Below are 25132 nucleotides of genomic sequence, written 5' to 3' on the forward strand. Positions count from 1 at the left end.
GTGCTTGCCGTTGTAGACGACGTTGGTGAAGTCCTTGAGCGAGACCCACCCGGACTTCGGAGTCGCCAGCGCGCCCGTCGAGGTCCAGCGGTACGTCGACGGAAGAGCGCACGTGCCGGTCGGCGTCACCGACGGAGACGGAGACGGAGACGAGCTCGGGCCGCCTCCGGAGATGCTCCACTTCTGGTTGGTCTGCCCGTTGCAGGCCCACAGTTGGACTGCGGTCCCGTTGGCCGTGCCGAGTCCGGTCACGTCCAGGCACAGCCCCGACTGCACGCCCTTGATGGAGCCGTCGGCGTTCTGCTGCCACTTCTGGTTGTTCTGCCCATTGCAGGACCAGATCACGACCTTCGTGCCGTTCGAGGTCCCCTGGCCGTACGCGTCCACGCACCGCGTGCCGTTGAACGTCCGCAGCTCACCCGCCGAGGTGAACTCGAACGCCTGGTTCGCCTGACCGCTGCAGTCCCAGATCTGCAGGCCCGTGCCCAGCGCGTCGGTGTTGCCCGCCACGTCCAGACACCGCCCCGACGCCGCACTCACCAACGGCGCCACCGCCGCCGACGCCGGCGCCGACCACGTCACGGCGACCGCCAGCACCGTCGTCAGCACCGTGGCCAGGACCGCCACGAGGCGCAGGCCGTCACCGGCCGGCGAACGACGCCGGCCGCTCGTCACACGAATGGGGGGTGAATCCATTGTTTCGTTCTCCTTGGGGGTGAAGGCGTGGCGAAGCGGGCCACGCTTGGGCAAACCGCAGTGGTCTCACGGGGCCGGGCATGGACAGTCAGCCGATCGGGACGGATCCTCGAGCTTTGCCGCCAGGAGGTCGCCGGGCTCGCGAATCGTTTCCGTACGGCCCGGTCGGCCGTCGTTCGCGTGCGGAGCTCGAGACTCGCCGTGTCCTTTGAGATCTCGCCCCGGCAGGGGCGATGGAAAGGTCGATGACGGCCGCGGCGACACGTCCACCCCCGTCGACGCGCCACCGGTACACATCACGCCATTCGAGGGTGAGAGCGCGGTCGCGCGGATCGTCGTCTGGACCGCTGTCGATCGCGGATTTGTTAGCGCTAACATCACGAGCAAATCCGGGGCTCCTCTCCCTCGACTCCGTGGAGGTGCTGGTGCGACGGAAGCGAATACGACCGGGCAAGGCCCGTCAGGAAAGCGCTCCCTCCCGATGCCGGGCACGCCCGGACGCCTCTGGGGTGGTGGCGCGCAGCTGCCGACCGTCTCCGATCATGGAGACCCTCCTTCCCGGGGCCGAGGCGTGTTAGCGCTCACACAGGTCCGCGGCGCGGGGTGCCGCGCCTATGGGTGTCGATTCCGGTGGTAATGGCGGAGCAAACTAGGAATCACCAGGTTGCGCAAGAGGAAGATCGAGAGCCCGGGTGCACTTCGGGTTTCCGGAACGCACCCACCTGGCATGACCGGCCCGGCCCGCACCGTTTGCGCAACGGCTTGTGATGAAACTTTCAACCGAAGCGTGCGCTGACGCCGACGGCAACCTTGCCAAGTTATCGGTCGTCCCACTCCCGGACGAACAGGGACGACGGAGGGGCATCGCGTCACCTCGCCGTCCAGAGGCGCGACGACCCGCTCGGCGACGTACCCCGCCCGTCGCGATTCCGCGACCAGAGGGTGTCAGCTGCCGTGCGGCCGGCGGGGGCGCCTGGTGTCCACGTTGCCGGTCAACGCCGTGAGGATGCCGGGTAGCTCTGCCACAGTCTCGGCGGGCAGGCCGGCCACGGTCTCCTCCGCCAGAGCGCACCATAGCTGCTTGACCTGCTCGACCAGAGCTTTGCCGCTGTCGGTGAGCTCGACGATGCTGGCGCGCCTGTCGGAGGGGGCGGGTGCGCGGCGGATGTGGCCGGAGGCTTCGAGCTTGCGGGTCATGAGCGTGACGCTGGGCGGCTCACAGCCGAGCGCCTCGCCGAGCTGGGCCTGGATCATCGGGCCGGTCCTGGCTAGTTCGAGCAGGAGCGCCTCCTGCCCGGGGTGCAGGCCGAGCGGAGCCAGTAGCGCCGCGGCCCTGGCCCGGTGGCGCAGGCTCAGCAGGCGGATGGCCTGGTTGAGAGCGTCGGCGTGCTCGAAGTCCATGGGGCTCCTTGACAAGTTAGTTATGCGCATAATAGTTATTCGCATAACTTATTCTACACGACATCGAGGCTCCGGACATGACCGTGAAGATCGCCGTCATCTACGACAGCGGGACAGGCACTCCGCACGCATTCGCGCAGGTCGTCGCCGGGGGCGCCGCCTCGGCCGGGACCAGGACGCGGCCGCGACCGGTCGCCGAACCGCCCCCCGACCGCGTGAGCGGCGGGTCGGCAAGGAAGAAGAACCCATGACGAGCGCCGGCACCGGAACGCCACGGGTCAGGCCGCAGGCCGGCCTCGCCTGGCTGGTCCTGTCACTGGCGTGCGCCTGCCAGTTCATGGTCATCCTGGACGCGTCCATCGTCAACGTCGCCCTGCCCTCGGTCCGCGAGGACCTCGGCTTCACGCCGACCGGCCTGGCCTGGGTGGTGAACGGCTACCTGCTTACCTTCGCCGGTTTCATGCTGTTGGGTGGCCGCGCCGCCGATCTGTTCGGCCCGCGCCGGATTCTGGCCGCCGGACTGTTGTTGTTCTCCGCCGCGAGTCTGGCCGGTGGCCTGGCGACCACTCCTGAGGTCCTGGTGGCGGCCCGCGTCGCGCAGGGCATCGGCGCCGCCATGATGGCCCCGGCGACGCTGGCCGTGATCAACACCTCCTTCACCGAGCCGACCGCGCGTGCCAGGGCGTTCGGCGCATGGTCTGCCTCGGGCGGCGTGGGCGGGATGGTCGGCGCGGTCGCCGGCGGTGCCATCACAACCGGCCTGTCGTGGCGCTGGGTCTTCCTCATCAACGTGCCGATCGGCGCCGTGCTGGTCGTCGCGGCCATGATGTCGCCGGCCGGCGCGCGCACCGGCCGGCGGGAGTCGCTCGATCTCATCGGCGCGGTCACCGGGACGGCGGGGCTGGCCGCGCTGGTCTACGGGGTCATGCGGAGCGCCGATCACGGCTGGACGTCCGCGCCGGTCGCCGGGCCGGTAGTGGCGGGCCTGCTGCTGCTCGGCGTCTTCGTCGTGGTGGAGTCGCGTTTCGCCGGACGGCCGATGGTGCCCCTGCGGCTGTTCAGGATCCGGGGAGTGGCCGTCGGCAACGGCATGCTGCTGCTGTTCGGCGGGATTTCCATCGCGATGTGGTACTTCACGTCGCTCTTCCTGCAGAACGTACTCGGCTACAGTGCGCTGCAGGCCGGGCTCGGGCAGACACCCGCGGCGGTGGTGTTCATGCTGATCGCCCGGTTGGCCGCCGCCCTGCTGCCGCGAACCGGTGTGCGCCCCCTGGTGCCGGCGGGCAGCGCCTGTTTCCTGGCCGGTTTCGGCTGGCTCGCCCAGGCCCACACCGACAGCGGCTACGTCACCGGCGTGCTCGGGCCCATGCTGCTCATCGCGGCCGGCATCGGGCTGACCTTCCCCACCCTCATGGCCGCGGCGACCGCCGACGTTCCCGAGGGCGACGCGGGGGCCGTCGGCGGCCTGGCCCAGACCGCCGGTCAGGTAGGCGGGTCGATCGGCCTGGCGGTGCTCGCGACCGCCGCCGGCACCAGAGCCGCCTCGGAAATCGGCGCGAGTTCCCCGGCCGCCGCCCTCGCCGCCGGATACGACCTCGTCTTTCTCATCGCGGCCGGGCTCGGCCTGGCCATCGCGGTCGTCAGCCTGCTCCTGCCGCGGCGCCGACTCGGCTGACGGCCGGCGACGCCGCGTCCTCACTCGCCGCACCCCCTGTACGTACGACCCCGCGCCACCCCGTGCTCGGCAAACCAACCAGTGATGAGGAAACAGCTATGACCAGCGCATTCGACCCGATCACCGTCGGCGGCACGCAACTCGCGAACCGGATAGCCATGGCACCGATGACCCGCAGCCGCGCCTACGGCGGGCTGGTGACGGAACTGACGGCGGAGTACTACGCTCAGCGCGCCTCCGCTGGCCTGATCATCACGGAGGGCATCCAGCCGTCGGTGACGGGTCAGGGGTATCCGTTCACGCCCGGCCTGCACTCCGCCGAGCAGGTCGCCGCCTGGCGCAAGGTGACCGACGCGGTGCATGCCGAGGGCGGAAAGATCTTCGCTCAGCTGTTGCACACCGGCCGGATCGGCCACCCCGTCCTGCTGCCCGACGGCCTGATCCCGGTGGCGCCGTCGCCGGTCGCCGCGCGAGGCCGGGTGTTCACGCCCGACGGCGTGAAGGACTTCGTCCTCCCGCGCGAACTGGAGGCCGCCGAGATCGAGCAGACCATCGCCGACTTCGCGAGCGCCGCGCGTAACGCCATCGAGGCGGGCTTCGACGGGGTGGAACTGCACGGCGCCAACGGCTACCTGATCCACCAGTTCCTCGCCCCCAACACCAACCGGCGCACCGACGGCTGGGGCGGGTCGGCCTCGGGCCGCGTCCGGTTCGCCGTGGAGGTGATCTCCGCGGTCGTCTCCGCGATCGGCGGTGCCCGCACCGGCCTGCGCCTGTCGCCCGGAACCACCAACAACGACATCCACGAACCCGACCCGCACCCCGTCTACGAGGCGCTCGTACGGCGGACAGCCGCCCTGGACCTGGCGTATCTGCATGTCATGGAGGCCGGGCACCGGGAACTGACGCACGCCATGCGACGGCGCTTCCCCGGCGCCTTCATCCTCAACCCCCACACCGGCGCCCGCCCGACCGGTCCTGAGGAACTCGCACTGATCGACGACGGGACCGCTGACCTGATCGCCTTCGGGCGGCTCTTCCTCGCCAATCCCGACCTGCCCCGGCGCCTGGCGACCGGCTCCCCTCTCAACGCCGCGGACCCGGCCACCTTCTACGGCGGCGACGCGGCCGGCTACACCGATTACCCGGCTCTGCCCGCCTGACCGAGGGTGAGCGGTTCGTTCAAGACCGCACGGTCTCCCGATGCGAGTCTGCTGGGCATGACCGAACAGGCTTTCACTCCGGCGCTGGGCCGCTTCGCGTCCACGCGTTTCTACGACCCCGTCGTCACGCTGACCCGGGAGCGGCTGTGGCGGGCGCTGACCGTCATGCACGTCGCGCCGCGCCCGGAGGATGTGATCGTCGATGTGGGATGCGGCACAGGGTCCACGGCGCTGTTGCTGAACCGCACCGAGCCGCGGGCGCGGGTGGTGGCGATAGACCCGGATCAGGGGGTGCTGGCGCTCGCCCGGCGCAAGGCCGAGGCCGTCGGCGCGACGGTGCGGTGGGAGACCGGTATGGGCGATGCGCTGCCGGAGATCGTGGGCGCCGGCGCGGCGGACACGGTGGTGTCCACCTTGGTGCTGCACCAGTGCCCGATGGCGACGAAGCGGGCCATACTCTCCTCGATGCGCGCGGTGCTGCGGCCCGGCGGCAAGCTCGTCGTCGCCGATTACGGGTTGCAGCGCACGCGGCTGATGCGGCTGGGGTTCCGGATGGTGCAGTTCGCCGACGGCATCGAGGACACCCGCCCGAACGCCGAGGGTGTGCTGCCGGAGCTGATGGCCGAGGCCGGTTTCGGCGATGTGCGGGAGGCCGAGGTGGTGTCAACGGTCACCGGTTCGATCTCGGTCTACGTCGCCTTCCGGGAGTGACGGGCGCAGCACCGGCAGCACGACCGCCGGGGTCAGCCCCATCATCTCCCGCATCCATCGCGTCAGATGCGCCTGGTCGGCGAAACCGCTCACGGCCGCCGCCTCCGCCAGCGACCGCCCCGCCCGCAGCGCCTCCACCGTCCGGCGCAGCTGGCCCCACACGCGCCAGCGCGTCAGCGGCATGCCCAACTGGCTGCGGGCCAGGCCGCGCAGCCGTTGGGGGGACATGTCCACCCGTGCGGCCAGATCCGGCATCGAGACCGGCCCGTCCGCCAGCGCGTCCATCGCCGCGAGCAGCCGGGGGTCGAGTTCACCGGACGGTCGCGCGCCGGCGAGGCGGACATCGTCCTCGCTGAGCTCGCGCAGTTCGGGAGCCGCGCTGATCCCGGAGCCCCAGCGCCCGGAGACACAGCGCCCGGAGACACAGCGCTCGCGCAACCGGTCGGCGAAGGCGCACTGCGGTTCCACGAAGAAGACACGCAGGTCCGTCGTCGCCAGCATCCGATGCCGCACCATGGGCGGCACCACAAGCGCCACGGCGCGGTGACAGACGCCGGAGGCGTCCACCATGGCGGCTTCACCCGCGACGGCGACGACGATCTGGAAAGCGGCGTGGCGGTGAAAGCCGCTGTCCCACGACGGCCCCTGATAGAGCGCGTAGCCGTGGCCGACATCGAAACGCGACGTCGTTTCCGTCCGGGCGAGGGCGCCCGCTCCGGGGTTCACGAGGCCGCCGTGCCCTCGTCCGCCTTCGAGCCTGCCGCCACCGGCTGTGCCGTTCGTCATCGACGGTCGTCCGTCCCCTGATCAGGCGGTGCGGGCGTGGAAGGTGTCGCGGTAGGTCTGCGGAGCGACACCGAGGATGCGGCGGAAGTGAGGGCGCAGGGCGATGCCGTTGGTGAAGCCGACGTTGCGGGCGATGGCGTCGACGCCGAGGTCGGTGGTCTCCAGCAGCCGTTGGGCTCTCATGATCCGTTGAGTGAGCAGCCATTGGAGTGGGGAGGTGCCGGTGAGTTCGCGGAATCGGCGGTCGAAGCTCCGGCGGCTCATCAGGGCGTGTCCGGCCAGGGAGTCGACGTCCAGGTCGGGGTCGTCGAGGTGATGGATGGCGTGGCTGAGGATCTCGCCGAGCGGGTCGTCGGTGTCGGGGTCGGGCAGCGGGTGTTCGATGTACTGCGCCTGGCCGCCGCTGCGTTGCGGAGGCACGACCATGCGGCGGGCGATGGTGTTGGCGACCTGGGCACCGAACCGGCGCCGCACCAGGTGCAGGCAGGCGTCGATGCCGGCGGCGGTCCCGGCCGAGGTGATCAGGTCGCCGTCGTCGACGAACAGCACTGAGGCGTCCACCTGTACCTCGGGGTAGGCGGCGGCGAGGGCGGGTGCGTAAAGCCAGTGGGTGGCCGCGCGCCGGCCGTTCAGCAGCCCGGCGGCGGCGAGCACGAACGCGCCACGGCACAACCCGACGACGGTGGCGCCGTCGGCGTGCGCGTCGCGCAGGGCGGCGAGTGCCGGTTCCGGAGGGCGCTGGGCCGGGCCGCGCCAGCTCGGCACGACGACGGTGGCGGCGTCGGCCAGCGCGTCCAGCCCGTACGGCGCGGTCAGTCGGATCCCGCCGGTGGTGGTGAGCGGGCCGGGGTCACCGCCGACGGCACGCAGGTCGAAGCGGGGGACGCCCATGTCGCTGCGATCGGCGCCGAACACGCTGATCGGGACGCTGGTCTCGAACAGCGGCGCCTGGTCGAACATCAGCACCGCGATGGTCAGCGGGTCACGTCGGCTCATCGCTCCTCCAGGGTTGGCTTGAATCTATCGCACGACGGCTTTCACGCCACTCACTCTCCGGCGGCCGTACGTTCGACGATCGTCCGCAGAGCGCTCCCCACCGGAGCGCACATCTCAGCCCGTCAAGCCACAAAGGACCGTCATGACCGTCGCATCGCAGATCAGCGTCCACGCCTTGGGCGGACCGACCGCGATCCTGGAGATCGGCGGGCTGCGCCTGCTCACCGACCCCACCTTCGACCCTCCCCGCGAGTACGTGATGGGCCCGGGACGGGTCCTGGTCAAGACCGCGCCCACCGCGCTGACGCCCGCGGAAATCGGCCCCGTCGACGCCGTGCTGCTCTCCCACGACCAGCACAGGGACAACCTCGACGTCAGCGGTCGCGACTACCTCAGCCGGGTCCCGCTCGTGCTCACCACCGCGAGCGCGGCCGGCCGGTTGGGCGGTGCCACCCGCGCCGTACCCGTCTGGGAGCACGTGGACCTGCCACGGCCCGGCGGCTCGACGCTGCGCGTCACCCGGGTGCCCGCTCTGCACGGCCCCGAGGGCAGCGAGCCCGTCGTCGGGGAGGTCGCCGGATTCGTGCTGTCCGGCCACGGAACACCGACCGTGTACGTCAGCGGCGACAACGCCTCGCTCGACCTCGTCGCCCAGATCGCCGAACGGTTCGCCGTCGACGTCGCCATCCTGTTCGCCGGAGCGGCCAAGACCGCTCTCCTCGGCGACGCCTACCTCACCCTCACCAGCGCGCAGACGGCCGAGGCCGCCCGGATCCTCGGCGCGTCGCACGTCGTCCCGCTGCACTTCGACAGCTGGCGCCACTTCACCGAAGGGGCCGACGCACTCGCCAAGGCCTTCGCGCAGGCCGGACTCACCGACCGGCTCACCCTCCTGCACCCGGGCCGGCGCGCCGTGCTCACGCTCGCGACCACCTGACCGGCAGCGGCGAACCGCGGCGGCTCAGGAGCCGAGGTAGCGCAGGACGGCCAGGACGCGGCGGCTGTACCCGGTCGTGTGCGACAGCGCGAGCTTGTCGAACAGGGCGTTGACGTGCTTTTCCACCGCGCTCTGCGACACGTGCAGGGATTGGGCGATCGAGGCGTTGGTCAGGCCCTGGGCCATGAGCTCCAGCACCTGGCGCTCGCGGGCGGTGAGCTGGGCCAGCGGATCGGCGTGGCTGGTGCGCGCGAGCAACTGACGCACCACCTCCGGGTCGAACGCCGTCCCGCCCGCGCCCACCCGCTCCAGCGCGTCCAGGAAGTCGCCGACCTGGGCCACGCGGTCCTTGAGCAGATAGCCGACCCCGTCGATGCTGCCGCTCATCAGCTCGGTGGCGTACTTCTTCTCGACGTACTGCGACAGCACCAGCACCTTGACCTCCGGCCGGCGCCGCCGGATCTCCAGCGCGGCGCGCAGGCCCTCGTCGGTGTGGGTGGGAGGCATCCGCACGTCGACCACCACCGCGTCGGGGCTGTCGCCGTCCACCGCCTGCAGGAGCGCGTCGGCGTCGCCCACGGCTGCCAGGACGTCGTGGCCTTCCTCCTTGAGCAACCGCACCAGGCCCTCGCGCAACAGGGCCGAGTCCTCGGCCAGCATCACACGCACGGCGGCTCCGCCTCGATCACAGTCGGCCCGCCGCCGGTGGCACCGGCTCCGCCCATGCCGTCGTCCTCCACTCGCACGATGCCCATGCTGCCTTCCTGACGTACCTCGATGGTGACCAGGGTGGCCCCGAGAGCCAGGCCGACGGGCCGCGTCCCTCTAAGCGCGCACCGCATGCCACCCCTTGCGCCGCTCACGCAGCCGTACGCCCACGAAGGCCAGAACGGCCAGCAGCACCGCCGCGATGACCGCATTGGTGCCCACGTTGACGTACTTCTCCACGGCCGAGCAGCGCGCCCACCCAGTACAGCGCCAGCGCCCCGATCACCGAACCGGCGGTGGTCCACAGCAGCACGGCGACCAGGTCCATCTCTCCGCGGGAGGCGGTGAAACCGGCCAGCGGCAGGATCACCTCGCTGGGGAGGGACGGGAAGAGGTTCTCCAGCGCGATCGCGATCCCGGCTCCCGGCGCGCCGAGCAGCTCCTCAGGTGAATCAGCCAATCCGTCATGCGCCTGAGACTAGGAATGATCAGGGTGGAGCCACCATGAGGCGGATGGCCGTTCGGGGGTGCGGGAAACCACACCCGCCACGGCCCTGAAGAAGCGCCTTCACCAACAACCGTGAAGCGAATGTGCCGGGGGCGGGCCTGTCCGTCCCGGCCTCGGCACGCCGGTGCGCCGTGGTTCGGCGCCCACCTTCCGTTCCGGTAGAACCGCTCCAGTCGTGAGAGAACGCGTCGTCCTCGGGGGCCGTCGTGCCATCGGTCGCGTGGCCGTCTCAGATGACGTCCGAATCTCAAATCGGTTCATCCCCTGCGACCTGCCGAAAGCAGCCGAGCCGCCTCACGGCCGCGGATTCACCCGCATGGATGCGGCGCATATGGGGAAGGTCTCCACAATCCATCGGAAGTGACACGGTTTGGCAACAAATTTGCCGGTCACTTCAGTCGGGTATCGGGGCAAAGCGCTCCGATACGACCGCCGCCCCGTTCGGCGGAGACCATCGAATCGAACGATACGGAGGAACGGTGAAGCCGACCAACCCCCACCGCCTGGAGAAAGGACGGTTGTCCGGACCGGGCGGGCCGCGCCGGCGCATCTCCCAACCCATGATCCTCGCGACCGCGTTCGTGCTGACGGCGTCCGTCGGCGCCGGAGCGACAGCGGCCTCCGCCGCCACCCCCGTCACCCCGCCGGCCGAGACGTCGGATCCTGTCGTGACGGCCACCGTGACGATCACGCCGACGGCCACCCCGGCCGAGACCGCCACCGACTCCCCCACGGCGACTCCCACCACCGAGGTGCCCCTGGTGGGCCCGTTCCTCGGCGCGCTGCACGGCGAGGTGGTCGTGCCGGCCAAGGACGGATGCGGCACCGTCACGGTGTTCACCCAGACCGGGCAGGTCGTCGCCGTGGCCGATGACTCGATCACTGTACGCAGCCAGGACGGCTTCGAGCGGTCGTACGCGATCGGCGACTCCACGCGAGTGCTCACCGCCCGCCGGGGCGGCGACATCCGGCAGGACGCCTGGATCTCGGTGATCGCGGCCGTCCAGCCCGGCACGCCGGCCCCCACCCCGCCGAGCCCGACTCCGGTTCCGTCCGCCCCGCCGACGGCTCCCGAAACCACACCCACAGCTCCGGAGGCCACGCCGACGCTTTCGGAAAGCACGCCGGCCCCCTCCGAGGGCACGCCGGCACCCGCGGAAAGCACCCCCGCTCCTCTTCCGAGTGAGACCGCGACGACTCCCGCAGCTCCCCCTGGCGAGACGAGCTCCGCTCCCCCTGGCCAGACGGGCTCCACTCCCCCGCAGACCGAGGAGACGACGCCCGCCGCCCCTCAGGGGGAGACGGCGGCGGCCGCCTACGTCTTCGACCTATCGCGGCCGAGCAGGCGGCTGTGGTACCTCAGCAAGAACTCTCCGTACTCGCTGAAGTGGCACTCGGGGAAGCCCGCCTGGCGCACCCCTGAGCCCTGTCCGACGCCGACGGCCATCCCCACGGAACCGCCGGCCGCGACACCGGACCCGCCCACGCCCCCCACGGAAACCGCGACTCCCACCGAGTCCGCGCCACCCACCCCCGAGCCCACGCTCACGGACACGCCGACCCCGACTCCCACGTCCTGATCGACCCTGAGGCCGGCCCTCGCCTCCCCGGCGAGGGCCGGCCTGTCAGCTTGTTGCGAGTTATTTGCAATAGCAAGATGATTGCGTTCCTGTGGCCCGATGGCGCGGCGAGCCGATCCGGCTCGCCGCGGCGTCCGGCCGGTCGGCCCGCCTGGAGGAACGCATGGATGAGCACTTGGGCCGGGCCCCGCTGCGTCAGATACTCGCGCTCGCCGTGCCCGCGCTCGGGGTCCTGGCCGCCGAGCCGCTCTACCTGCTCGTCAACACGGCCGTGGTCGGCCATCTCGGCGCGGTGCCGCTCGCGGGGCTGTCGGTCGGCGGGATCGTGTTGGCGCAGATCTCCTCGCAGATGACGTTTTTGTCCTTCGGCACGACCGCCCGTACGGCCCGGCTGCACGGCGCCGGCCGCCGGGCCGACGCCGTGGCCGAGGGGGTGCAGGCGACCTGGCTCGCCGCGGTCGCAGGGCTGGTGATCACCGTGGCGGGACAGCTGCTCGCCGCGCCGGTCGCCGGCCTGCTCACCGGTGACGGCCGGGTCGCCGACGCCGCGGTGAGCTGGCTCAGGATCGCCCTGCTCGGCGCTCCGCTGATCCTGGTCACCATGGCCGGGAACGGCTGGATGCGGGGCGTGCAGGACATGCGGCGCCCGCTGCGCTACGTGCTCGCGGGCAACGTGATCTCCGCCGCGCTGTGCCCGGCGCTGGTGTACGGGCTCGGCTGGGGGATCGACGGCTCGGCGGTCGCCAACGTGGCCGGGCAGTTGATCTCCGCGAGCCTGTTCGTGCGGGCGCTGCGGGCCGAGAGCGTGCCGCTCGCCCCGGTTCCGGCCGCGATGCGCGCCCAACTCGGCCTGGCGCGCGACCTGGTGCTGCTCGGCCTGGCCTTCCAGGCGTGCTGGGTGTCGGCGACCGCGGTCGCCGCCCACACCTCCGCCGCGGCGGCCGGTGCCCACCAGGTGGTGTTCCAGCTGTGGATGTTCCTGGCCTTCGTCCTCGACGCGCTGGCCATCGCCGCCCAGGCGCTGGTCGGGGCCGCGCTCGGTGCGAACGACGCGGAACGGGCACGCCGCCTGGCCTGGCAGGTGACCGGCTGCGGGCTGGTCTTCGGGACCCTGCTCGGCGTGGTGTTCGCGGCGCTGGCCGGTTCCCTCCCCCACGTGTTCACCGCCGACGCGACGGTGCTGGCCGAGATGCCCCGCGCCTGGTGGTTCTTCGTCGCGCTGCAGCCGATCGGCGGTGTCGTGTTCACGTTGGACGGAGTGCTGCTCGGCGCCGGGGACGCCGCATACCTGCGTACGGCGACGGCGAGTGGGGCGGTGCTGGGGTTCCTGCCGGTGGTGTGGGCCTCGCTGCGATTCGACTGGGGGCTGGTGGGGATCTGGTCGGGGTTGTCGGCCTTCCTGTTGATTCGAATGATCACCGTGCTGGCCAGGCTGCGGTCCGGCCGCTGGGCGGTGCTCGGCGCCGTACGGTGATCCGGGCGCGAACAGCCCGGTCTGCCGATCGGCGTGCGAGGGTCGTCAGCCGAGCGAGGACAGGTCGGCGAAGTAGGCCCTCAGGAGCCTGCGCCCCTGCTCGATCATCGCGGGGTCACCCTGCCGCGAGGCCGTGAAGGCGAGCTGGAGTGCGGCCGCCGTGGCCTGGATGGCCAGCCGCATCACGCGGTAGGGATCGGGCAGCGGCGGCAGCCCGGCCTCGTTCAGGGCGAAGTGGTAGAGCCGCTCGGCCAGCACGTCTCCGCCCTCCTTCGCCTCCCCGGGGGGCAGGAACGTCGGCCCGCCGGGCCGGGTGTCGGCGAAATCGACCACCGTGTAACCGGGGACGGTCCTGCGCATCTCGACCGTCTCGGTCAGGACGAGCTCCGCCGCGCGCGGCCAGGTGAGCGCGCCCTCCGCGGCCACCCTGCGGCGCAGCCGCACCAGCAGCAGCTCCAGGTTGCGCAGTGCCAGCTCGCGCAGCATGCCGGGCTTGCCGTCGAAGAACTGGTAGATGGTGCCGCTCGGCACTTCGGCCCGCCTGGCGACGTCGACGATGGTCAGCGCGTCGAGGCCCACCTCGTCGAGGAGGCGGGCACAGGCGTCGAGGATGCGCTCGACCCTGTCGATGCTGCGCTTCTGGACCGGCCGCCGCCGGACGCCGGGGTTGTCCACCGATCAGTCTTAACATAACGCCCTGTCATGTTCTAACGTGGCACCCTCTCATGTTTTGAACCCCAAGGACTCACATGGACGAGGTGCGCGTCACGCCCGTCGAACGGGTGACCACCGGCTGGATGACCCTGCTGGCGCTCGCCCAGATGGGCGTCATCATGGCGATGACCGTCGGCAACCAGATCCTGCTGCCCTCCCATGTGGCGCACATCGACCCCGTGCACAAGGAGGCGTCGCTGGCGACCGTGTTCGCCGTCGGCGCGGTCTGCACGATCATCGCCAACCCGCTGTTCGGCGCCATGTCCGACCGGACCCGTTCCCGGTTCGGCCGGCGTCGCCCCTGGATCGTGGGGGGAGCGCTGGTCTGCGCCGCGTCCCTGGCGTTCCTCGCCTGGCAGGAGTCGCTGGCCGGGCTGGTCGCCGGCTGGGCGGTGGCCCAGCTGGCGTTCACCGCCGCCCTGGCCGCGGCCATCGCCACCGTGCCCGACCAGGTGCCCGTCCGCCAGCGGGGCAAGGTGTCCGCGCTGGCGGGTGTGGGCCAGCTGACCGGGCCGCTGCTGGGCGGGGTCGTGGCGACCGTCCTGCTGACCGGCGCGAAGGCCGGGTTTCTCTCGATGGCGGCCCTGATCCTGCTGCTCGTGCTGCCGTTCGGCCTGTTCACCCGTGAACCCGCGGACATGCCTTCCGCCGCCACCGCCGCGGTCACCGTCGGAACCACGTCTGGAACCACGTCTGGAACCACGGCCGGAACCGCGTCTGGAACCAGCGTGCCCGCCGTCACCGCCGCGGCCACGGCGGGGGCGCCTCCGTTCGACGTGCGGTCCTTCCTGCGCGGCCTGTGGGTGAGCCCGCGAAGGCACCCCGACTTCGCCTGGTCCTGGTTGAGCCGGCTTCTGATCACCCTCACGCTCGCGATGGCGATCGGCTATCTGCAGTACTACCTGCGGGACGCCGTCCACTACGAGCGGCTCTTCCCCGGTTCGACCGTCGAGCAGGGTGTCGTGGTCCTCGTGGCGGTGTTCACGCTGAGCAGCGTCGCGCCGACCCTGCTCGCGGGCTGGCTGTCCGACCGGTACGGCAGCCGCAGGCCCGCGGTCTTCGTCGGCGGCCTCACGATGGCCGCGTCGGGACTGGTGCTGACGATCTTGACGAGCTGGACCGCCGCGATCGCGGCGTCCGTCCTGCTCGGCGCGGGCTACGGCATGTTCGCCGCCGTCGACCAGGCGATGGTCACCCAGTTGCTGCCCGCCGACGTCGACCGGGCCAAGGACCTCGGCATCGTGAGCCTGGCCAACTCCGCGTCCAACACGCTCGGCCCGGTGATCGCCGCACCCCTGGTGACCTCGGCCGGCGGTTACCCGCTCATGTACGGCGTGGCGGCGGGCTTCGCCACGCTCGGGGCCTGTCTGATCTGGAGGATCCGCGGTGTCCGCTGAAACCGAGAGCTCCGCCCAGCCGTACGACCAGGGTGCCTGGTGGCGCGACGCGGTGGTCTACCAGGTGTATCCGCGCAGCTTCGCCGACGCGAACGGCGACGGCGAAGGGGACCTGCCCGGCGTGCTGTCCCGCCTCGGCCACCTGGCCGACCTGGGTGTGGACGCGATCTGGCTGAGCCCGTTCTACCCCTCGCCGCTGGCCGACGGCGGCTACGACGTGGCCGACTACTGCGACGTCGATCCCCGGTACGGCACGCTCGCGGACTTCGACGCGCTCGTGGCCGCGGCCGCGGCGAAGAACATCAAGGTGATCGTCGACATCGTCCCCAACCACTGCTCGGCCGAGCATCCGTGGTTCCGTACCGCGCTGGCCGCCGGTCCCGGCAGTCCCGAGCGCGAGCGGTTCGTCTTCCGCGACGAGCCGAACAACTGGCAGTCCGTGTTCGGCGGCCCGGCCTGGACCCGGGTGCCCGACGGGCAGTGGTACCTGCACTTGTTCGACTCCGGGCAGCCCGACTGGAACTGGCGGCACCCGGATGTGGTCGCCATGTTCGAGCGGGTGCTGCGGTTCTGGCTGGACCGGGGCGTGGCCGGCTTCCGGATCGACGTGGCCAACATGCTGTTCAAACAGGACGGCCTGCCCGACGTCGTCCCGGGGAGCCAGGGCGGCCCGCTCACCCCGGGTCACACATCCATGCCCTACGAACACCAGCCGGAGCTGCTGGACCTCTACCGGTCCTGGCGGAAGATCCTCGACTCCCACCCCGGCGACCGTGGCACCGCGCCCGCCTGCACCGCGCCCGCCTGCACCGCGCCCGCCTGCACCACGCCCGCCTGCACAGTGGCGGAGATGTGGTTCGGCCATCCCGACCAGGCCAGGCCCTATATGACGGGAGACGGGCTGGCCCAGTTGTTCGGCTTCGGGCTGATGCCCACGCCGTGGTCCGCCGAGGAGTTCCGTACGGTCATCGACGCGTCGCACCGGCTCGCGCGCGAGACGGGCGGGTCGATCCCGTGGGTGCTGGGCAACCACGACGTGCCGCGCATGGTGACCAGGTTCGGCGTCGACCAGGACCTGGTCCGCGCGCCGACCCCGGAGGTGCTGCTCGGCCGGATGGACGTCGACGTCGAGCTGGGCACCAGGCGCGCACGCGCGGCGGCGCTGCTGCTGCTCGCCCTGCCCGGCGGGGCCTACATCTACCAAGGGGACGAACTGGGCCTGCCGGAACATCTCGCCATTGCGGACGAGGCCCGGCAGGATCCCATGTTCGAGCGCACGCTGCGCACGTTCATCGGCAGGGACGGCTGCCGGGCGCCCCTCCCCTGGTCGGGCACGACTCCGCCGTACGCGTTCGGAGCCGGCGACACCTGGCTGCCGCAGCCGGAGGACTGGGCGGCGCTGACCGTGGCCGCGCAGCGCGGCGACCCCGGCTCGACGCTGAACCTCTACCGCGCCGCGCTCGCCATCCGGCGTGACCACCCCGCGCTCGGCGACGGCGACCTGACCTGGCTGGACACGCCCCCCGGCGTGCTGGCCTTCGCCCGCGACCCCGGCTTCACGCTTATGGTGAACTTCGGCGCCGAGCCGGTGCCGCTCGCCTGGCACCACGACGTGCTGCTCGCCAGCGGGCCGCTCGACGGCGACCTGCTGCCGCCCGACACCGGAGTGTGGCTGTCGTGACCATCGAAACCGAACCGGGGTTGTGGCTGCTCACCACCCCGTCCAGCGCGTACGCCGTGCGGCTCGGGCCGGACGGCGGGCCGCGCTGCGCGCACTGGGGGCCGCCGCTCACGCTCGACCAGGCCCGCGCGCTGCCCGCCGGACCCGAGGAACTGCCCGTCGAGGGCGGCGACCGGTTCGGCGTGGCGGGCCTGCAGGTCAGGTATGGCGACGCCGTACGCGGGGTCGAGTGGCGTCACGTCGGTCACGACATCGAAGGCGACGACGTCGACGGCGGCCACCTGACGATCAGGATGGCCGACCGGCACTACCCGCTGGAGATCGACCTGCACTACCTGGTCAGGCCGGACAGCGACGCCGTCGGCCGCTGGACGACCCTGCGCAACACCGGTGACGGGCCCATCACGGTCCTGCGCTGCGACTCGGCGGCCTGGGCGGTGCCGCGGCGTGAGGACTACCGGCTGACCCACGTCACCGGTGAGTGGGGCGCGGAGTTCCAGGTCCGGCGTACGGCACTGCCCGTGGCCGAGACCGTGCTGACCAGCAGGCGCGGGCACAGCGGCCACCACGCCAACCCGTGGGTGATGCTCGACGCGGGCGACGCGACCGAGGACCGCGGCGAGGTGTGGAGCGCGGCGCTGGCCTGGAGCGGAAGCTGGCGCATCACCGTCGAACGCGACCACGACGGCCGCGCGGGCTGGAGCGGCGGGTTCGGGCACGAGGGGGTGACCTGGCGGCTCGGACCCGGCGAATCCCTGGAGACGCCCGTGTTCACCGGGGTCTATTCCTCGGAGGGGTTCGGCGGAGCCGGTCACCGGTGGCACGACCACATCCGCCGCCATGTGCTGCCCGCGCCCGGCCGGGTCAGGCCGGTGGTCTACAACTCGTGGGAGGCGACCGGGTTCGACGTCTCCCAGCCCCAGCAGATGGAGCTGGCCGAGCTCGCCGCGGGCATCGGCGTGGAGCTGTTCGTGATGGACGACGGCTGGTTCGGCGGGCGTACGGGCGTGTTCGCGGGCCGTACGGGCGAGACGGCCGGTCTGGGCGACTGGTGGCCGAACCCCGACCGGTTCCCCGACGGCCTCACCCCGCTGATCGACCACGTGAAGCGGCTCGGCATGAGGTTCGGCCTGTGGGTGGAGCCGGAGTCGGTCAATCCCGACAGCGAGCTCTACCGCACGCGCCCGGAGTGGGTGCTGCGCCAGCCGAACCGGCGCGCGACCGAGATGCGCGACCAGCTCCTGCTCGACTTCTCCCGGGACGACGTCGCCGGATGGGCGTACGCCCGGCTGGACGAGCTGGTGACCCACAACGACATCGCGTTCCTGAAGTGGGACATGAACCGGCCGATCACCGAGGCCGGCGACGAGGTGTGGGTGGCGTACATCAGGAACGTGTACGCCGTGATCGACCGGCTGCGGGCCGCCCACCCACACCTGACGATCGAGGGCTGCGCGAGCGGCGGGGGCCGCGCCGACCTCGGGATGCTCGCCCGCACCGAGCAGATCTGGACCTCGGACAACACCGACGCCGCCCAGCGGATCGCGATCCAGCACGGCTACGGCCAGGTCTACCCGGCCTGCACGATGGGCGCCTGGGTGACCGACAGCCCCAACGCGCTCACCGGCAGGGTGACGCCGCTCGCCTTCCGCTTCCACGTCGCCATGTCCGGGGCGCTCGGCATCGGCGGCGACCTGCGCCGTTGGGACCCGGCCGACCTGGAGCAGGCGAAGCACTTCGTCGAGCAGTACAAGCGGATTCGCCCGGTCGTCCACGAGGGCCGGATGGACCGCCTCGGCGACTGGGCCGTGCAGTACACCCTCGATCCGCACGTCGTGGTGCTCTCCTGGCGGCCGACCACGCTGGTCCGCGTGACGGCCCCCGTACGGCTGAAGGGCCTGGATCCGGACGGCCGCTACCGCGACGAGGACACCGGGGAGACGCACCACGGCGCGCTGCTGATGAGCCACGGGCTGCCCCGGCCGTGGCCGTTCGACGCCACCAGCGAACTGAAGAGGCTCACCCGTGCCGGATAACCCGCTCCCGGAGTACCCCCGGCCCCAGCTCGTCCGCGACAGCTACCTCAACCTCAACGGCCGGTGGGAGTACGCGATCAGGGACTACGCCCCCGAGACGTACGACGGCGAGATCCTCGTGCCGTACTCGCCTGAGGCGCCGCTGTCCGGGGTGAACCGGCAGCTGCTTCCCGGGGAGACCCTCTGGTATCGGTGCCGGTTCGACCTGCCGGACGACTTCGCCGGCGGCCGGGTGATCCTGCACTTCGGCGCGGTCGACCAGACCTGCCGGGTGTGGGTCAACGACGACGAGGTCGGCGGGCACGAGGGCGGCTATCTGCCGTTCTCGTTCGACGTCACCGGCGCGCTCCACGACCGCGGCAACGTCCTCGTCGTGGCCGTCCGGGACGACACCGGGAACGGCTCGCGGGGCAAGCAGCGGCTGCGGCGGGGCGGCATCTGGTACACCGCGCAGTCGGGCATCTGGCAGACGGTCTGGGCCGAGTGCGTGCCCGAGGTCCACGTCGAACGGCTCACGCTGACCCCGCTGCTCGACGACTCGTGCGTGGAGGTGACCGTCCACGTGTCCGGCGGGGAGGCCGGGGAGGCTGGGGAGGCGGACGTCGAGATCTCGGCCGGAGACGAGACGGTCGCGCGGGTCACGGTGCCGGCCGGGCGGCCCGTGCGCGTCCCCCTGCCCGAGGTGCGCGCCTGGAGCCCGGAAGATCCTCATCTGTACGACGTCACCGTGTCGCTCGGCGCGGACCGCGTGCGGAGCTACTTCGGCATGCGCTCCTTCTCTGTCGGGCCCGACGCCGACGGCATCCCCCGGTTGCTGCTGAACGGCCGGCCCTACTTCCACGCCGGGGTGCTCGACCAGGGCTACTGGCCGGACGGCCTCTACACGCCGCCGTCGGACGAGGCGATGATCCGCGACATCGCCACCATGAAAAGGCTCGGCTTCACGATGCTGCGCAAGCACATCAAGATCGAGCCGCTGCGCTGGTATCACCACTGCGACCGGCTCGGCATCCTCGTCTGGCAGGACATGGTCAACGGCGGCGAGCCGTACCGTCCGTGGGTCGTCACCACGCCGGCGTTCCTGCCCGTCGTCCGGCTGGACGACCGCCGCCACCGCCGGTTCGGCCGGGCCGGCGCGGCCGGCCGTACGGCGTTCGAGGCCGAGACGCGCGCCACGGTCGAGCATCTGCGCAACGTGGTGAGCCTGGCGGTCTGGGTGCCGTTCAACGAGGGCTGGGGCCAGTTCGACGCAGCGCGGATCGCCGCGGAGCTCGCCCGGATCGACCCGACGCGTACGGTCGACCACGCCAGCGGCTGGCACGACCAGCGCGCGGGCGACCTGCGCAGCCTGCACGTCTACTTCCGCCGGTTCCGCCCGCCGCGGCCCGACGGCCGGGTGCTCGTGTTGTCCGAATACGGCGGGTACAGCCTGCGGGTCGAGGGCCACGTCTGGGGTGACAAGGAGTTCGGCTACCGGCGATACCGTTCGGCGGACGCGCTCGGCGAGGCGTTCGCCCGGCTGCACGAGGAGCAGATCGTCCCGGCCGTCGCGCGCGGCCTGAGCGCGACCGTCTACACCCAGGTGTCCGACGTCGAGGACGAGATCAACGGCCTGCTCACCTACGACAGGGCGGTGCTCAAGCTCCCCGAGGACCTCGTACGCTCGATCACGGAAAGGCTCAGGTTCGCATGACCACGCACGAGCGGGAGATCACCGAGCCGGTCGACCTGTGCCTGCCGGACGGGTGGCTCAACCCCGGCGCGGTGGGCTGGACCCGCCGTCCTCTGCACCGGGGCAACCTACGCGGCTGGGGCCGGCGCAAGCGCTGGGAATACTGGGGGATCGTCACCCCCCGCCACATCATCGGCCTGGTCGCGTCGTCGCTGGACTACGCGGCGGTGAACGGGGTGTACGTGCTCGACCGGGACACCCGCGTGGAGACCGCCAGGGACGTCGTGGTGCCGCTGGCCCGCGGCGCCGTCTTCCCCGACCGCAGCGGCGCCGGGACGGCGTCCGTACGGGGCGGCGGTGTGACGATCGACATCGAGCAGAGTGCTTCCGGCAGCGCGATCCGGGCCGTGGCGCCCGGCGTCGAGCTCGATGTGGAGGTGCCGCTGCCGGAGGGCCACGAGTCGCTCGGCGTGGTGGTGCCGTGGGGGCCAAACCGGTTCCAGTACACGGTGAAGGACGTCGGCCGTCCGGTGCGCGGGCGGCTGCGGCTGGAGTCGGCCGAGTTCACCATTGATGAAGCGGAATCGTTCGCCGTGCTCGACCACGGCCGCGGGAAGTGGCCGTATTCGATCACGTGGAACTGGGCGGCGGGCAGTGGGCCCGGCCGGGCGATCCAGCTCGGCGGCAAGTGGACCGACGGCACCGGTTCGACGGAGAACGGCCTGTTCGTCGGCGGCCGCCTGCACAAGATCGGCGACGAGCTGGAGTGGTCGTACGACCGCGCCGACTGGCTGCGCCCGTGGCGGATCACCGGCCCGCGGGTGGAGGTGGAGTTCCACCCGTTCCACGAGAAGGCGGCCCGCACCGAGCTCGGCCTGGTGGGCAACGAGACGCACCAGTGCTTCGGCCACTTCTCCGGACGGGCCAGGGCCGACGACGGCGCCTGGGTGGACCTCGACGGCCTCACCGGCTGGGCCGAGGAGGCCCGCAACCGCTGGTGATCCTCACGGTCCACCGGGCCGGGGAGGCCTTCGTGCCCCTCCACGGCACTTCGCCGTACGCGTAGTCGTGGAGGGGCGGACGAACAGATCCCGGTCGACCGCGATCGGCACCTTTTATGAGTGAAAAGCCTGGGCTCCGGCGGTTCAGTCGCCGGAGCCCTTGTCCCTGCTCTGCGGAACGAACGCTTCCGATTTCCGCAGGCGTCAGACCGGCCTTCTAACTGAAAGAGCCGCCAAAAAATCCGGGGAATGCGTTGGAGCAGTGCCCCGCGACGCAGACGTCCCAGAGGATGTCGTCGAGGTCCGAGCGGGAGCATTCGTTCTGGAAGCAGTCGGTCTGGAAGGGTGCGTTCTGGAAGCAGGTGTTTTCGAAGGTGTTGTTGAACCCGGTGTCGAACTCGTTGGTACACGGGTTGGTACAACCCCAGCCAGTTGGGGCGGTTGACGCGCTCGCGGCTGTGGCGCCCGCGGCGAGGGCACCACCGCCGAGCGCGGTGGAAAGTGCGAGTCCGGCGATGACCTTCTTGAGCTTGGGCATTTCGTCCCCCTCTAAAGGATCAACTGCCTAACGTGTGCGCCATTCCCAAATGAAGAGGAATGTCGCCTAATGACCGTTAAGTGGTCATTGCCCCGCGACGTCATTGTTTCCCGACAGAACGGGCGACAAACAGCGATCTACGGTGTTTAATGCCTATTGTCTCATTGAGAGCATTCGTAGAGCACTTATGTCGCCTTTATCCCTTAATGTCCGATTTCGGCTCGGCCTGCGTGGGAGGGTGACAGGGGTCGTCCGACCGTAGCCTGCCGTTCAGAGCGTCCCTGAGCGCGTCGGAGAAGTAGCGGAAGTCGGGAGCCACGCCGGACGTGGTCGTCGCCACGGGAAGCAGGCATGACCGGAACACCTGGCTGAACGTGGCGTAGTAGGCGGACATGGGACGCGGCCTCGCGTGGTCCACCGCCTGGTGAACCTCGCCGGCGAACCGCGCGAGTTGCTCGCCCGTGATCTCGGTGTCCCGCTCGGCGGGGCGGGCCGCACCGTCCGCAGGGTCTGGCGCGAGATCCTCGCACGTTCGCGCGGTGCCCGATCTCGCGTACCGCTCGTACAGCGCCGCGACCACCGGCGGATAGCCGGCGCAGGCGAACAGTCTCTCCTGGACGTCCTGGGAGACCAGGTAGTAGATGAGATCCCTGGCCTCCTCCTTGTGCGGCGAGTCCTTGGCGATGGCGAGGTCGACGCCTCCCAGCACCCCGGTCCCCGGGAACGAGAGCACCTGGAATCTCAGGGATCCGTCGTCGTCGCGCATCAGCGGGTCGGCGGCCAGCCGGTTGAAGGCGAACGGCCAGTTGCGCATGTAGCCCACGCGGCCCGTACGGAAGGCCTGGAGGCTGCTCTCCTCCCGTAGCACGCTCTCGTCCCGCAGCGTGCGATTGTCGTCCTTGTCCGTGAACAGGGCCTCGCGCCAGGCACCGAGCGCGTCCATCACCTTCTTGCCGTTGTCCCCCTCGTCGAGGACGACGTTTCCCTTGTCGTCGAAGACGACGGGGTCGTGCGGGGTCTCCTTGTCCTGGGCCGAGAAGATCGCTTCGAGCAGGTTGACGGTGCCGCCCTCGTAGTCGTCGAGCTGCGCCGCATAGCCGTGCTCCTTGGCCAGTTCGAGGAACTTCTTCGTGTCCTGCGGCGGCGGAGCCGGTGTGTCGGTTCGCCGGTACAGGAGCGGAGCGTCGGCGGCGAACGGCACCGCGAACCGCTCTCCGTCGACCTGACCGGTCCCCAGCGACTTCTGCAGGAAGTATCGCTCCGGGGTGCCGCCCAGCTTCTTGGGGTCCAGTTCGAACGTCTCGAGATAGTGGTTCCTGGCGAACTCGGTGATGTAGGCGACGTCCAGGAGGAGCACGTCATAGGCGCATCGCTTCGACTGCGCCGCGGCGGCCAGTTCGGAACGCTGCTCGTCGGAGGACTCGGAGATCTCGACCAGCGTCGCCTTCAGCGGTTTCTTCTTCAGTTTGCGCTGCTCGTCGTTCCACGCCTTGATCACGTCGTGGCGTACGCCACCGGCGCCGATTTCCGCCCCCGTCCCTATGACGAGGTCGTCCGGGCGGCCGGGGCAGGCGGTCTGCGAGGACGACGACCCGGAGTGCTGGCTTACCGCGATCACGAACACCGCGCCCGCCAGGAAGCAGGCCGCGGCGAGCCTGAGGTGGAACCTCGTGAAGCGTTCGTACCAGCGGTTCCAGAACGCTCCGAGGGGCCCCGCCGCCATCAAGACCACTCCCTGAACTGGAAGATCATCCGTCCGAGCGCTCCCGCGACATCCGTACCGGCCGTGTCGTCGCACACGACGTGTTTGGCGGCCGGCTCGGGTGAGCCGGCCGGCCCGTCGGACGGCGACGCGGACGGCCGCACGGCGCGAGGGGCCTCAAGGCCGTCCGGGCACTTCCCCCCGAAAGTGAGGATGTAGAGGTTCGATACGTCCGCGGCTCTTTCCAGTGCGCGTCTGATGGACCGTCCGGCGTTCCCGGGGTCGGGTTCGTCGTTGAAGGGGCCCCCGTCGGTGATGACGGCGAGCGAGTTCGCCGGGCGGCTCAATCCGCCGATCACCCTGGAGATCGGCTCGTCGAAACCCGACTGCTTGTCGTCCGCGATCCATTGGAGGATCTCGCCATACCCCCTCGGGCCTTCTCCGCCGCCCGCATCGCCCTCCCGCGCCATGGGCGCCTTCGCGGTCCCGCTGTCGTCGGCGAAGAACTTGCCCGCCGAGACCTGGTCGGTGTCGGTGAGGATCTGCCTGACTTCGGCCAGGGCGTCGTGCAGGTCGGAGGCGGACGCGGTGGGAGACCGTGCCATGGATCCCGATCCGTCGACCATGATCTGGAGATCCACACGGTGACCCGGCCTGGCGGCGTCCGCGGATATCCGGGCCGGCGACGACGGCTGCGGCCCCTCTCCGGCGGGCTCGAACAGTTTGTTGTGCGCGAGCCACGTGGCGAAGGCGTCCAGCGCCTCCCGGCGGGCCGGATCCTCCGACCAGTTGATCTCCACGAACGGATAGTCGAGCGTGGGCAGGTCCACGGAGAAGGCCGCGGTCAGTGCCGCTCTTCCCGCGAGCGAATCGTGCGCGCACTTCTCAATGCCCATGTCGCGGCCGCGGTTGTAATCGTCGGCGCTGTGCGACGGAACCAACGCCACCAGCTTCGCCCAGTCCTCGTCCGTCCCCTCCTGGTCTGCGCCTCTCAGATGGCACAGCAAGGCGTTGGCGCTGTTGTCGAAGGTCGCTCGTAGTGCGGTGCCGCCGGACTGCGGTCCGGCCCGGCTCAGGGTCGTGGCCACGATCGCGCCGGACGTGGAGAACGCGGGCTGTGGGTAGACGAGCGACATGCCCTTGCTCCGGGCCCGCTGCACGATCTCGGCAAGCGGATAACCCGCGCTCTCCAGCTCGCTGGTGAGGAGATCGTTCTTCGCGGCGCCGAACACCGCGATCGACATGTGGTCCGTCCCCACCTGCTCGTTCCTCTTGTGCAGGAGGGAATTCAGGCTGCCCGTTTTCTCCGGCACGCCCCCGTTTTTCGTCTTCTCACCTCCCTTCTCCGACACGTCCTGAACGACGAGGTCGAACTCCGCGGAACCGGTGGGAATCCATGCGTCGGGGGTCAGGCCGAGCATCCGGCGATAGGGCTCGTCATTTTGCAGCGCGTCGTCCCGGAGCCACTCATTACGGAAGCCGTAGCGCATTTCCTCGATCGTCGGCGCGACGCCAACCGCTATCCGAACCGGTGCGCACCCGTCTGTCCGCTGCTCCTTCGTATAAGCCTCGGCCCTTTCACGCAGCGCCGTCACGTTCTCGAGAGCGGTGATGACACGCAACTCTCGCGGGGGCTCGCACGCGCCGGGCGGCGCGACCACCCTGACGACCACCAACCCCACCAGGCCGGTGAACGCCCCCAGGCACGCGGCGATGTAGCCGACCGCGAGGGGCACCAGCATCCGGCCCGCCCAGC

At 70.8% G+C, this 25132-nt stretch carries 22 protein-coding genes; 12 read left to right on the top strand and 10 right to left on the bottom strand.

Annotated elements, in window-relative coordinates; genetic code table 11:
• The coding region (locus QSK36_RS36125) for an RICIN domain-containing protein (RefSeq protein WP_285785488.1) at positions 1–696 on the bottom strand (696 nt) is incomplete at its 3' end.
• Positions 697–1641: 945 nt separating this feature from the next.
• Positions 1642–2097 carry a MarR family winged helix-turn-helix transcriptional regulator gene (locus QSK36_RS36130; RefSeq protein ID WP_183542828.1) on the bottom strand — a complete coding sequence of 152 codons (456 nt, stop codon included), beginning with the start codon at positions 2095–2097 and terminating at the stop codon, positions 1642–1644.
• 77 nt (positions 2098–2174) lie between these two features.
• Here QSK36_RS36130 and QSK36_RS36135 point away from each other — a divergent pair, with 77 nt between their 5' ends.
• From QSK36_RS36135 to QSK36_RS36150, 4 genes are all read left to right on the top strand, one after another.
• Positions 2175–2348 carry an NADPH-dependent FMN reductase family protein gene (locus QSK36_RS36135; RefSeq protein ID WP_285785489.1) on the top strand — a complete coding sequence of 58 codons (174 nt, stop codon included), beginning with the start codon at positions 2175–2177 and terminating at the stop codon, positions 2346–2348.
• Positions 2345–3772, top strand: coding sequence for an MFS transporter (locus QSK36_RS36140; protein WP_285785490.1), 1428 nt, complete (start codon positions 2345–2347; stop codon positions 3770–3772). Before QSK36_RS36135 ends, QSK36_RS36140 begins: the two co-directional genes overlap by 4 nt.
• 98 nt (positions 3773–3870) lie before the next feature.
• Positions 3871–4935, top strand: a complete 1065-nt coding sequence (locus tag QSK36_RS36145; protein ID WP_285785491.1) for an alkene reductase — start codon at positions 3871–3873, stop codon at positions 4933–4935.
• A gap of 6 nt (positions 4936–4941) precedes the next feature.
• Positions 4942–5646 carry a class I SAM-dependent methyltransferase gene (locus tag QSK36_RS36150; protein ID WP_285785492.1) on the top strand — a complete coding sequence of 235 codons (705 nt, stop codon included), beginning with the start codon at positions 4942–4944 and terminating at the stop codon, positions 5644–5646.
• On the opposite strand, the gene QSK36_RS36155 is transcribed toward QSK36_RS36150, so the two are convergent.
• Both QSK36_RS36155 and QSK36_RS36160 read right to left on the bottom strand, forming a co-directional pair.
• A complete protein-coding gene (locus tag QSK36_RS36155; protein ID WP_285785493.1) occupies positions 5599–6432 on the bottom strand; it encodes a helix-turn-helix domain-containing protein in 834 nt (277 codons plus the stop codon). The genes QSK36_RS36150 and QSK36_RS36155 overlap by 48 nt on opposite strands.
• Before the next feature lie 21 nt (positions 6433–6453).
• On the bottom strand, positions 6454–7428 hold the full coding sequence (locus tag QSK36_RS36160) for a helix-turn-helix domain-containing protein (RefSeq protein WP_285785494.1): 975 nt from the start codon (positions 7426–7428) through the stop codon (positions 6454–6456).
• 142 nt (positions 7429–7570) lie between these two features.
• Between QSK36_RS36160 and QSK36_RS36165 the strand changes: the two genes are divergently transcribed.
• A complete protein-coding gene (locus QSK36_RS36165; RefSeq protein ID WP_285785495.1) occupies positions 7571–8365 on the top strand; it encodes an MBL fold metallo-hydrolase in 795 nt (264 codons plus the stop codon).
• A gap of 24 nt (positions 8366–8389) precedes the next feature.
• Here QSK36_RS36165 and QSK36_RS36170 read toward each other — a convergent pair whose 3' ends face one another.
• A complete protein-coding gene (locus tag QSK36_RS36170; protein WP_182903727.1) occupies positions 8390–9034 on the bottom strand; it encodes a response regulator in 645 nt (214 codons plus the stop codon).
• Positions 9035–9224: 190 nt separating this feature from the next.
• Complete coding sequence (locus QSK36_RS36175) at positions 9225–9533, bottom strand: DedA family protein (RefSeq protein ID WP_285785496.1); 309 nt, start codon at positions 9531–9533, stop codon at positions 9225–9227.
• Positions 9534–10060: 527 nt separating this feature from the next.
• Here QSK36_RS36175 and QSK36_RS36180 point away from each other — a divergent pair.
• Together QSK36_RS36180 and QSK36_RS36185 are read left to right on the top strand one after the other, a co-directional pair.
• Complete coding sequence (locus QSK36_RS36180; RefSeq protein ID WP_285785497.1) at positions 10061–11161, top strand: hypothetical protein; 1101 nt, start codon at positions 10061–10063, stop codon at positions 11159–11161.
• A 163-nt stretch (positions 11162–11324) separates the two neighbouring features.
• A complete protein-coding gene (locus QSK36_RS36185) occupies positions 11325–12635 on the top strand; it encodes an MATE family efflux transporter (protein ID WP_285785498.1) in 1311 nt (436 codons plus the stop codon).
• Between the two features lie 45 nt (positions 12636–12680).
• On the opposite strand, the gene QSK36_RS36190 is transcribed toward QSK36_RS36185, so the two are convergent.
• The gene (locus QSK36_RS36190) at positions 12681–13310 is read right to left on the bottom strand and encodes a TetR/AcrR family transcriptional regulator (protein ID WP_285785499.1); all 630 of its coding nucleotides are present in this window, start codon (positions 13308–13310) and stop codon (positions 12681–12683) included.
• Between the two features lie 74 nt (positions 13311–13384).
• Between QSK36_RS36190 and QSK36_RS36195 the strand changes: the two genes are divergently transcribed.
• Genes QSK36_RS36195 through QSK36_RS36215 form a run of 5 tightly spaced genes read left to right on the top strand, consistent with a single transcriptional unit; the run spans position 13385 to position 21136 of the window.
• A complete protein-coding gene (locus QSK36_RS36195; protein WP_285785500.1) occupies positions 13385–14746 on the top strand; it encodes an MFS transporter in 1362 nt (453 codons plus the stop codon).
• Positions 14736–16427 carry a glycoside hydrolase family 13 protein gene (locus tag QSK36_RS36200; protein WP_285785501.1) on the top strand — a complete coding sequence of 564 codons (1692 nt, stop codon included), beginning with the start codon at positions 14736–14738 and terminating at the stop codon, positions 16425–16427. The genes QSK36_RS36195 and QSK36_RS36200 overlap by 11 nt, the downstream gene beginning before the upstream one ends.
• A complete protein-coding gene (locus tag QSK36_RS36205; protein WP_285785502.1) occupies positions 16424–18463 on the top strand; it encodes an alpha-galactosidase in 2040 nt (679 codons plus the stop codon). Before QSK36_RS36200 ends, QSK36_RS36205 begins: the two co-directional genes overlap by 4 nt.
• Complete coding sequence (locus tag QSK36_RS36210) at positions 18453–20156, top strand: glycoside hydrolase family 2 protein (protein ID WP_285785503.1); 1704 nt, start codon at positions 18453–18455, stop codon at positions 20154–20156. The genes QSK36_RS36205 and QSK36_RS36210 overlap by 11 nt, the downstream gene beginning before the upstream one ends.
• The gene (locus tag QSK36_RS36215; protein ID WP_285785504.1) at positions 20153–21136 is read left to right on the top strand and encodes a DUF2804 domain-containing protein; all 984 of its coding nucleotides are present in this window, start codon (positions 20153–20155) and stop codon (positions 21134–21136) included. The genes QSK36_RS36210 and QSK36_RS36215 overlap by 4 nt, the downstream gene beginning before the upstream one ends.
• 217 nt (positions 21137–21353) lie before the next feature.
• Here QSK36_RS36215 and QSK36_RS36220 read toward each other — a convergent pair whose 3' ends face one another.
• The 3 genes from QSK36_RS36220 to QSK36_RS36230 form a co-directional block, all read right to left on the bottom strand.
• Positions 21354–21674, bottom strand: a complete 321-nt coding sequence (locus tag QSK36_RS36220) for a hypothetical protein (RefSeq protein ID WP_183542854.1) — start codon at positions 21672–21674, stop codon at positions 21354–21356.
• 196 nt (positions 21675–21870) lie between these two features.
• Positions 21871–23397 carry an extracellular solute-binding protein gene (locus tag QSK36_RS36225; RefSeq protein WP_285785505.1) on the bottom strand — a complete coding sequence of 509 codons (1527 nt, stop codon included), beginning with the start codon at positions 23395–23397 and terminating at the stop codon, positions 21871–21873.
• Positions 23397–24971 (bottom strand): hypothetical protein, encoded by a 1575-nt coding sequence (locus QSK36_RS36230; protein WP_285785506.1) that lies wholly within the window; start codon positions 24969–24971, stop codon positions 23397–23399. Before QSK36_RS36230 ends, QSK36_RS36225 begins: the two co-directional genes overlap by 1 nt.
• Positions 24972–25132 lie beyond the last annotated feature (161 nt).

The organism is Microbispora sp. NBRC 16548 (genome assembly GCF_030268985.1).
GTDB lineage: Bacteria > Actinomycetota > Actinomycetes > Streptosporangiales > Streptosporangiaceae > Microbispora > Microbispora catharanthi.